Source organism: Nocardia sp. CC201C (assembly GCF_030010695.1).
Lineage (GTDB): Bacteria > Actinomycetota > Actinomycetes > Mycobacteriales > Mycobacteriaceae > Nocardia > Nocardia otitidiscaviarum.
Map to the genome: position 1 here is coordinate 1 of NZ_JASCXP010000299.1, position 9,166 is coordinate 9,166.

The 9,166-nt window shown below is 69.1% G+C and carries 10 protein-coding genes; 5 read left to right on the top strand and 5 right to left on the bottom strand.

What is annotated here, in order from left to right; genetic code table 11:
• The coding region (locus QK444_RS25785) for an NTP transferase domain-containing protein (protein ID WP_282784519.1) at positions 1–973 on the bottom strand (973 nt) is incomplete at its 3' end.
• Between the two features lie 341 nt (positions 974–1,314).
• Between QK444_RS25785 and QK444_RS25790 the strand changes: the two genes are divergently transcribed.
• Entirely contained in the window at positions 1,315–2,136 is an 822-nt protein-coding gene (locus tag QK444_RS25790; RefSeq protein ID WP_282784522.1) for a helix-turn-helix transcriptional regulator, read from the top strand.
• Positions 2,137–2,185: 49 nt separating this feature from the next.
• Here the strand turns inward: QK444_RS25790 and QK444_RS25795 are convergent, their stop codons facing one another.
• Positions 2,186–3,067: an alpha/beta hydrolase gene (locus QK444_RS25795; protein ID WP_282784524.1), complete on the bottom strand. Its 882-nt coding sequence runs from the start codon at positions 3,065–3,067 to the stop codon at positions 2,186–2,188.
• A gap of 284 nt (positions 3,068–3,351) precedes the next feature.
• Here QK444_RS25795 and QK444_RS25800 point away from each other — a divergent pair, with 284 nt between their 5' ends.
• From QK444_RS25800 to QK444_RS25810, 3 genes are read left to right on the top strand one after another with little or no spacing between them, the layout of a single operon-like run.
• Complete coding sequence (locus QK444_RS25800) at positions 3,352–3,834, top strand: hypothetical protein (RefSeq protein WP_282784526.1); 483 nt, start codon at positions 3,352–3,354, stop codon at positions 3,832–3,834.
• Positions 3,835–3,872: 38 nt separating this feature from the next.
• Positions 3,873–4,313 (top strand): hypothetical protein, encoded by a 441-nt coding sequence (locus tag QK444_RS25805; protein ID WP_282784528.1) that lies wholly within the window; start codon positions 3,873–3,875, stop codon positions 4,311–4,313.
• 47 nt (positions 4,314–4,360) lie between these two features.
• Complete coding sequence (locus QK444_RS25810) at positions 4,361–4,648, top strand: WhiB family transcriptional regulator (RefSeq protein ID WP_282784530.1); 288 nt, start codon at positions 4,361–4,363, stop codon at positions 4,646–4,648.
• A gap of 74 nt (positions 4,649–4,722) precedes the next feature.
• Here the strand turns inward: QK444_RS25810 and QK444_RS25815 are convergent, their stop codons facing one another.
• Positions 4,723–5,457, bottom strand: coding sequence for a VOC family protein (locus QK444_RS25815; RefSeq protein ID WP_282784532.1), 735 nt, complete (start codon positions 5,455–5,457; stop codon positions 4,723–4,725).
• A gap of 92 nt (positions 5,458–5,549) precedes the next feature.
• Complete coding sequence (locus QK444_RS25820) at positions 5,550–6,113, bottom strand: potassium channel family protein (RefSeq protein WP_282784535.1); 564 nt, start codon at positions 6,111–6,113, stop codon at positions 5,550–5,552.
• A gap of 173 nt (positions 6,114–6,286) precedes the next feature.
• Between QK444_RS25820 and QK444_RS25825 the strand changes: the two genes are divergently transcribed.
• Complete coding sequence (locus QK444_RS25825; protein ID WP_282784537.1) at positions 6,287–8,155, top strand: glycoside hydrolase family 15 protein; 1,869 nt, start codon at positions 6,287–6,289, stop codon at positions 8,153–8,155.
• A 31-nt stretch (positions 8,156–8,186) separates the two neighbouring features.
• Here the strand turns inward: QK444_RS25825 and QK444_RS25830 are convergent.
• A partial coding sequence (locus QK444_RS25830; RefSeq protein WP_282784539.1) for a LuxR C-terminal-related transcriptional regulator occupies positions 8,187–9,166 on the bottom strand: 980 nt, incomplete at its 5' end.

Below are 9,166 nucleotides of genomic sequence, written 5' to 3' on the forward strand. Positions count from 1 at the left end.
GCACATCGTCGCGCGGCGGCGTGTCCGGCAGACGATGCAGCACGCCGTCCTCGTCCACCCGGACGAATTCGTCGCGCACCACGGTGGTGGTGCCGTCGGGGACGTGTGCGCCCGTGGCGATCCGGACGGCCTCGCCGGCGAACAGCCCCACCGGCCGCTGTCCACCCGCGAAGCCGATATCGCGGCGCACCTGCCAGGGGCCGTCGCCGGAGACGGCGTAGCCGTCCATGGCCGAGACGTCGAAGCGTGGCAGGGCGTCCGCGGCCAGCAGCGGCTCGGCGAGTGCGGCGCCGCGCGCCGCCCGCACCGCGACGCTGCGCGGTGTGAGCTGGAATACAGTGTGGCGCAACGCACTACGCGCCTCGTCCAGGGTCATCGGAGCGTTTGCCGCGGTTTGCTCGACCGCCTCGCGCGCATGGCGCACTTGGTCGGGTGTGTCGCAGTCGGCGACCCCCGCCAGCGGCACCATGACGGTGTGCACCGGAACCAGCGCCTTCATGGGCTGATTCACCAATGACTCCAGCCGACTCACCGCGGCGGTCAGCGCCGCGCGCCGCCACACTCCGACCAGATACTGCGGCCGTCCCGACTCGTCGGCCGCGAAGACCGCGTCACTGCCGGATTCGAGTGCGTGCCTGAGGAGTTCGTCGACCGCGGGAGCCGTGAGGAAGGGCATGTCGGCCGCCAGCACCACGATCAGCCCGGCGGGGAAATCGCAGTCCGCCAATATGCCCAGGCCAGCGGCAATGGCAGCGACCGGTCCGGCCCCGGCCGGAATCTCTTGCGCCTGCAGGATTTCCGGCGGCAGCTCCGGTCGCTGCGGCCCCACCACCACCGTGCGCGCACAGTCGGCGACCGCGCCGAGGGCGGCGTCGAGCATGGACTGCCCGCCGACCACGATGGCGGGTTTGTCCACGCCGCCCATCCGGGTGGCGCGCCCGCCGGCGAGCACGATCGCGTCGACGGTCGTCACGGGGCGCGGTCCGGAACGAGGCTGGTCATGGCTGCCGATGGTAGCGGGCGGGCGGTGGCGGACCCGAACCCGACGCGGATCGACGGTCCTGGATTCTCGATTGCCCTATGTTCGCGGGCTACTGTTCGACGTGGGCTTGCCAGCGGCGACACAGTAAAGAAACAGCCATGTTTTGGTCTTATGTACAACAAAATGTGGCACTATCCCGAAGCGGAACTGACGACGGGTGAGGCAATCACCGCAGTTCTTCGACGTTGTGGTTCGGGTGTCCGGCTGTATGCGCCGCCGGGTCCACGCGGGCATCGAACGTGATTGCTGAGAGTTTGTGGAAGGGGATAGTCGTGGTTACGAGCGCGAAATCCAGGCGTGATTCGGAGAATGTGCGCCCGCCGTCGTTCGGCCTGCTGCTGCGTCGCCTGCGCGACGACCGAGGAGTATCCCGGGAACGCCTCGCCTTCAACGCCGGAGTCAGCGCCAGCTATATCAGCCATCTGGAAAAGGGCGACCGCGACCACCCCACCCGCGAGGTGGTCGACGCGCTGGTGCGCTATCTCGACCGCATCGACGCCCTCTCCCAGGTGGAGCGCCGACATCTGCTCGACCTGGCCGGACTGGGTGCCGGGGAATTCCCCTCCGTCGATCGACTGCGCGACGAGGTCGGCCCGGATATGCGCCGCGCGCTGGAATTGCACGAACCGCATCTGGCGGCCTATATCGACACCCGTTGGAATGTGCTGGCCTGCAATGACAGCTACAACCGCGCATTCCCGGGATTGGCCGAGGACGTGAACATGCTGCGCTGGTTCTTCGCCAATCCGAGATCCCGGCAGGTCATGGTGGAATGGGAAGCCGAGGTGCGCACCACGGTGCGCTGGCTGCGCGGGCTCATCGGCAGCACCGGCGACACCGCCTGGTCCACCGAATTCCTCGCCGAACTCGGCCGCTACGACCTGTTCCGCGAGCTGTGGGACGAAGGGGTGGCGGCCTACGGGCGAGACCGGCCCATCATGCATGTGCGCGACGCCGAGACCGGGCGCTGTCGCTCCATCGCGGTGCAGCTGTTCAAGGTCTACAGCGCCAGCAATCCGGACCAGATTCAGATCTTCCTCGGACTGCCCACCTGGTGTTCGGAGCGGACGCATCCCGTCGACGTGCGTTCCTGAGCCCGGCGGCGCCGCCGCGGCCGCGCGTCACTTGGGCCGCGGCCGCGCGTCACATGGCGATGGCGGCGGGCGGCACGGCGACTCGCGCACCCCGGCTCGGCGCGGTGCGCGGCGTCCGCACGGAATCGATCTCGCCCTCCGCCCGGCGTACCAACTGAATCAGCAGGGGTGCGATCGATTCCGGATGTGTCCACATCGCGCCGTGCCCGGCGCCGCAAATCGTGACCACGCCGTCGGCTCCCGGCAACCCCGCCGCCAGTGCCTCCGATTTCTGCGCGGTGCTGACGCCGTCGTGGCTGCCGCGCAACACGAGTGCGGGTGCGGTGACCTCGGGCAGTCGATGCAGGAGTGAGCGGCGATCCATCAGGCATCGCGCCGCCGCGCCCACGGCCGTGCGATCGGATTCGCTCCAGCGCACCGTCCATTCCCGCCAGGCGCGCGGGTCCTGGCCGCCGATGAGCTGCGGGGCCAATTCCGCGATGAGCGGTGCGAGCGGTTCACTTCCGCACCAGCGTTCGAAGAATACGCGGTACCAGGCCAATTCCGCCGGTGTGCACTCACCCGCCTCGGTGTCCATCAGCGCCAGGCCGCGAACCCGGTGCGGTGCGGCGAGGGCCAGGCGCAATGCGGAGCATCCGCCCTGGCCCATACCGCCGATCACGGCTTCGTCGATATCGAGTTCATCCAGGACCGCCAAGATATCGGCGGCCAGATCCCAGTAGCTGAAGATTTCACCGTCGGGTGTCCGAGTGCGGCCGTGGCCGCGCGCGTCGATCGTGACGAGGTTTATCCCGGCCGCCGCCAGGGGTTTGCGCAGCGGTTCGAACGCGGACCCGTCCAGGAAGAATCCGTGCGCGCCCACCAGGGTGGGTCCCGATACCTCTGACGTGCGGAAGTGGACGGTTGCCGAACCCGAGTGCACATATGGCATGAGGAGACCGTAAGGTCTGAACGCGGTGCGCGACAGTGTTTGCCGGCAGAGTGCGGTTCTCCTTCGAGTGGCTACTCGCATCGGTACCACCACTGGTCAGTGTGGGTACTGCTAGGGGTTTGCTCAAACCTGAGCTGCGGGTGGACAAGTCGGTCTTGTCGCTTTTAGATCAATCACATGCATTGAAGCCGCAACCAGAAGCGGTTCACCAGAATGCATTTCGATGATCCGGGCGGTCACGTCATCTTTTTGCGGGGCGGCCGTGTTTCGAAAGCGAGTCACCGATGTCGAGAATGATCAGGCTGGTGCCGCACATCGCGGTCGCCGCCGCGGGGGATCCGAGATCCGGAACGTTCGCGGTATGTGATGGCGAAGGTACCGCCCTGTGGTATGGACCCTATTCCGACTACGAGCACGCCCATCCGCGTGGCCCCCGGGTGGCCGCCGGTATGGCCGCCGCGTCCCGCGCGGTGTGGCTGGCCGGGCGGGCGTGCGCCGAAACCGGTCTGCGCCAGGCCGATGTAGGGCTGACCGTTTCCGATCGCGAGGTGGACGCGGCGGTGCTGTTCGGCATGGCGACCATGGCGGGAATGACACTGCGGTTGTTCTCGACCTCCGACAATCCGGCCCGAGACTGGTGCCGGGTACCCGGCCGCCGGGATTGGCAACCGGGAACATTGGCGGCGCTCGTGGAATACCGGGCCACCGCGGCGCGGACCGCATCCGGAATTCCGGTGCGTCAGGCCGAAACCTCTTGTCTACCTTGATTTTCAATTCCTACGTGCATTATTGCGAAAGGAACGTCATGTTCGAGTTCACCACCGCCGAGCGCCGCACCGATTTTCGAATCGATCACGGCGCGGGCCTACGGGAGGCCCTGGAGGGCCTGCTGCTGCACAACGGCATCGGACTGGATGCCCGTATGCGCCACGCCGTTTCCGCCGTCGTCCACCTCGCCGTGGACGCCCCGAACGGCCCGCCGGAGGATGCCGAGGAGTTCCTCGGCCGCCTCGACGCCGCCTGGCTGCTCGCCGCCTGGACCGACCACGACACCGAGATGTCGCTGCTGGGCACGCTCGCGGGCGGGGAGGTGCCCGCGCTGTCCTGGTGCGAGCTCATGTTCACCACCGCGCTCGCGCCCTGGTCGTCCACTCCGGCCGCCGTGCACGCCCGCCGCATCTTCGCCGCCGGTGAGCAGTCCCGCCCGCTCAGCGCGGTCGCCGATTGCGCCATGGGCCGCCAGTAGTCCCGTCGAAAACCACCGCTGTCGCTACGCATGCTTGGAGGCACACCATGAAGTTGATGTTCACCAAGTTCGACGCCGCGTTCGAGGCTCTCGCGGACAAGGCCGAATTCGACGATACGGGCTGGCGGGAGCGCGGCCTGTGCACCCAGACCGATCCGGAGGCGTTCTACCCCGAGAAGGGGGGCTCCACCCGGGAGGCCAAGCGGATCTGTTCCGGCTGCGAGGTGCGCGTGCAGTGCTTGGAATACGCCATGGCCCGGGACGAGCGCTTCGGCATCTGGGGCGGGCTCTCGGAGCGGGAGCGACGGCGGCTGAAGAAGGGCGAGGCGGCCTGAGGTCGACGGCGGCGTTCGGGGCCGGAGGCGGCCGGGGTCCGATGCCGGGATCTCTGCCGCTGACCGCCCGGTGGTCAATCGGTGGGCGCTCGTAGTAGGCAGAACTCGTTGGTCTCCGGATCGGCGAGGACCACCGGGGCATCGCTCTCGTCACCGGAGCTGATCGGTGTCGCACCCGCGGCACGCAGCCGAGCGGTCTCCGCGGCCGGATCGTCGGTGGGGAAGGCGACCAGATCCAGGTGCAGACGGCCGCGGTCGGGGCACACGGCCGGGGTGCGGAGAAACTCGAGCCAGGGGCCCTGCCCGGTCGCCGAGCGGATTCCGGCGTAGCGCGCGGTGTCGTGGGTGAGCGGCCATCCGGCGGCGGCAGACCAGAAATCGGCCAGCCGCAACGGGTTTCGGGTGTCCACCACGATTGCGGCCACCGCGCCGGTGTCCACGTACTGCTCACGCGGCTCGAGGACGCAGAACTCGTTGCCCTCGGGATCGGCCAGCACCGTCCACGGCACCGTGCCCTGCCCGATATCCAGCCGCCGCGCGCCCAGCGACAGCGCCCGATCCACCTGCACCCGTTGATGATCCAGCGACCGACTGGCCAGGTCCAGGTGGATGCGGTTCTTCGTCCCCCTGGGTCGCGGGGCCGCCAGGAAGGTCAGCGCCACCTCCACCCCGTCCGGATCGGGCGCGGCCACGTCCACCTCGGCGGCCCGGTCCAGCGTTATCTCCCAGCCGAGCAGTTCCGCCCAGAATCGAGCCGTCGACCGGGGCTCGGTCGCATCGAACACCACGCATGCCAGACGGGTGGACATGAATCCACGGTAACCGCCGCAGGGGGTGGCGCGTATCGGGTTTCGTCGGATGTCATCGCCGAACGGCCGGATGACGGCCCGCGACGATCAGCTCACCCGCTCGGATCACTCGGCTCCCGCCGGTCCAGCTGTCGTCGCCGCCGGTCCACCGCATGCGTGAACAGCCGCAGCGCCGCCCCGATCAGCACGAGATTGCCGATCATCTGCACGAGCACGGCCGCGCGGGCGGGCTGCGAGTCGGCCACGATATCGCCGAAACCAACCGTCGCGAAGACTGTCACGCAGAAGTAGAGCGCGTCCAGCCGGGTCAGCGCTTCACTGAAGTTGGCCGGATCGACCTCGGAGAGTATCGAGTACACGGTGGCGAAGCCGACGAGATGCAGCCCGAACACCGCGGCCAACCCCTCCAGGCCGCGGGCGAGCGGATTCTCGGCGTGCAGCACTCGCCGCAACTCCCAGCCCAGCGTCACGCACACCAGCAGCCCGCCGATCACCAGCGCGACGAGCGCGCGACCCGCGATCACGCCGGTGAAGGGCAGCAGGAAATACGCCAGCAACAGCACCGTGGAGGTGAGCAGCGGCGGTAGCAGCGCGCGCCACGCGTCGCCGGGCCACTGCTCGGCCGGGACAGCGGGCGGCACTTCCTCGTTCGACACCTGACGGCTCCTCCGCTCGGAATCTGATTCGACGCTACGCCCAACCCCGCGCCCGGTGATTCACCTCGAACGGATGACACACCGGGCGACGGCCGGTGCCACGGTGACGGGGACGCCGGTGACAGCGGAGTCGTCACCCGCCCACACGACCGCGCACTCGACAAGGAGCACCTGTGGACGACTACCCACCCATCGCCGATCACGGTCTCATCGGCGATACGCAGACCGCCGCGCTGGTAACCCTCGACGGCACCATCGACTGGTGTTGCCTGCCGCGTTTCGACGCCCCGAGCGTCTTCGGTTCGCTGCTGGACCGCCGCCGGGGTGGGCACTGCCGGATCCGCCCCGCCCGGCAGCCTTACCGGAGCACGCAGTTGTACTTCCCCGATACCGCGGTCCTCATCACGCGTTTCCTGACCGAGACCGGTACCGGGGAGGTCGTCGACTTCATGCCGCCCATCACTGACCGGGTCGCCACCGACCGGCACCGGCTGGTGCGGATGGTGCGCTGCGTGCGCGGGCAGCTCGCGTTCGAACTGGATATGGTGCCGCGCTTCGACTACGGACGCCGTCCGCACACCACCCACGTCCTCGAGAACGGCGCGGTCTTCGACAGCGGCGAAACCGCCCTGACGGTGCACGCGGTGCGCGATCCCACCGACTGGCCGCTGGTACGGATGGAGGTCGCCGAGGGCGGCCGCGTGCACGGCTCGATCGTGCTGGCGGCGGGGCAGGTGCGCGGCATGGTGGTGGAGTCCGGCGCCGCACTCACTCCGCGCGCCGTCCCGGTGGCCGAGATCGAGGAGTTGTTCGCCGACACCGTGCGGTTCTGGCACACCTGGCTGGCGCGCTCCACCTATCGGGGTCGCTGGCGGGAGATGGTGCACCGATCCGCCATCACGCTCAAACTGCTCACCTACGCGCCGACCGGCGGCATCGTCGCCGCTCCGACCGCGGGGTTGCCCGAACAGATCGGCGGCGAACGCAATTGGGACTACCGCTACACCTGGATCCGGGATGCCTCGTTCTCGGTGTATTCCCTGCTGGCCCTGGGCTTCACCGAGGAGGCCGAGGACTTCGCCGGCTGGCTGCGAGCCCGGTACCGGGCCCACGGCGGCCCGATGAAGATCATGTACCGAGTGGACGGCTCCTGGGATCTGACCGAGCGGAGCATCGACCACTGGGAGGGCTACCGCGCCTCCTATCCGGTCCGCATCGGCAACGACGCATCCGACCAGCTGCAACTCGACATCTACGGGGAGATGCTGGACAGCGTCTACCAGGCCGACCGACGCGGCCTGCGGATCGGGCACCAGGGCTGGCACGATGTGGTCGAGTTGCTCGGCTGGCTTGCCGATAATTGGGATCAGCCTGAGGAGGGGATCTGGGAAACCCGCGGCGGCCGTGCCGATTTCACCTACGGCCGCCTGATGAGCTGGGTGGCCTTCGACCGCGCCGTCCGGCTCGCCGGTGAGCACAGTCTGCCGGGTCCGGTGGAACTGTGGCAGCGCCACCGTGACCGGATCTACGAGCAACTGTGGCACCGTGGCTGGAATCCGCACCGGCGGGCCTTCGTCCAGCACTACGACTCCGATGTGCTGGACGCGTCGCTGCTACGTATGGCCCAGGTCGGGTTCGTCGCACCTCGCGACCCGCAGTGGCTGTCCACGCTGGACGAGATCGGCGCGGAACTCGTGACCGACAGCCTGGTGTACCGCTACGATCCGCTCGCCGCACCGGACGGGCTGCGCGGCACCGAGGGCACCTTCTCGCTGTGCACCTTCGGCTACGTCGGGGCGCTCGCGCGGGCCGGGCGAATCGCGCAGGCACGGTTGGTCTTCGAGAAGATGCTCACCTACGCCAACCATGTCGGCCTGTACGCGGAGGAGATCGCGCTCACCGGTGAGCAACTCGGCAACTTCCCGCAGGCGTTCACCCACCTGTCGCTGATCGATGCCGCGCTCGCGCTCGATCACGCCATGGATCACGGCGAGAGCGACGAGCGGGTGGATCCGGTCGGGGCGGGCGTGCGCGACAGCTGACCGCTCTCCGGCGTCCGGGACCGGGCGGCGTTCACAGCAGACCGATGCGGCGGCCCCGGCCGATGGCGTCCATCCGGGAGTTGACCCCGAGTTTGGCGTAGAGGCGGTGCAGGTGCGTCTTCACGGTATTGACCGACACCCCGAGATCGGCGGCGATCTGCTGGGCGGTGCGCCCGGAGGGCAGGTGGGTGAGGACGGTGATCTCGGCGGCGGTCAGCGGCGGCTCGGCCGCCGTGCGGCCGATCCCGGGGTGCCGACGGATGCGGTTCACGAAATCTTCTCTGCGCCCGAAGGTTCCGGCTCGGTCGTCCAACATCTCGATCACCCCGGGAACATCCAGGAAGGGCCGTACGAGCTGCTCCGGCGCGGCGAGTTCGACGGCGCTGCGCAGCCGGTCCCCGGCCGGGTGCGGAGCGCCGGTCAAGGCCGCGGTGACCGCGTCGAGCAACCACAGGGTCGTCCGCTCGGTGGTCGCGAGTTCCGCACTCCGCTCGTGCGCCGCCGCGAGCATCGGCAGCGTCGCGGCGGCTCCGCCCGCGACCAGTGCCAGCGCCGCCTGTGCGAGCGCCACCTCGGGTTCGTCGCCGCGGGTGGTGCGGGCATACTCCACCAGCAGTCGCGCGGTACGCGGCTCACGCACCGTCAACAGCGCCCACACCACCGGCAGCAACAGTCGCCGCCCCGGCACCGGCAGCGGACCGCCGCGCTCGAGCAGCGCGAGCATGGCGGAGCGGAGATCCTCGGCGGCGGTGTGCCGCTCGGGTCCCCGATGGAAGTCCAGCAGCCGCCCGACGACATGGGCCGACCACCCGGCCGCGGGCCGCGGGGTGCCGTCGGCGTCCTCCAGCGTTGCCAGCAGTGCCTCGGTCTGGTCGGTGGGCCCGGACTCGCCCTGGAGATACGCTCCGAAGGCGGCCATGCCGGTGGCGTGCAGGGCGTCGACGGACCGATCCAGGTCGTGCTCGGCCGCGACGGCGATGGCCTTGGCGGCGCGATCGCGCATGGTTCCCA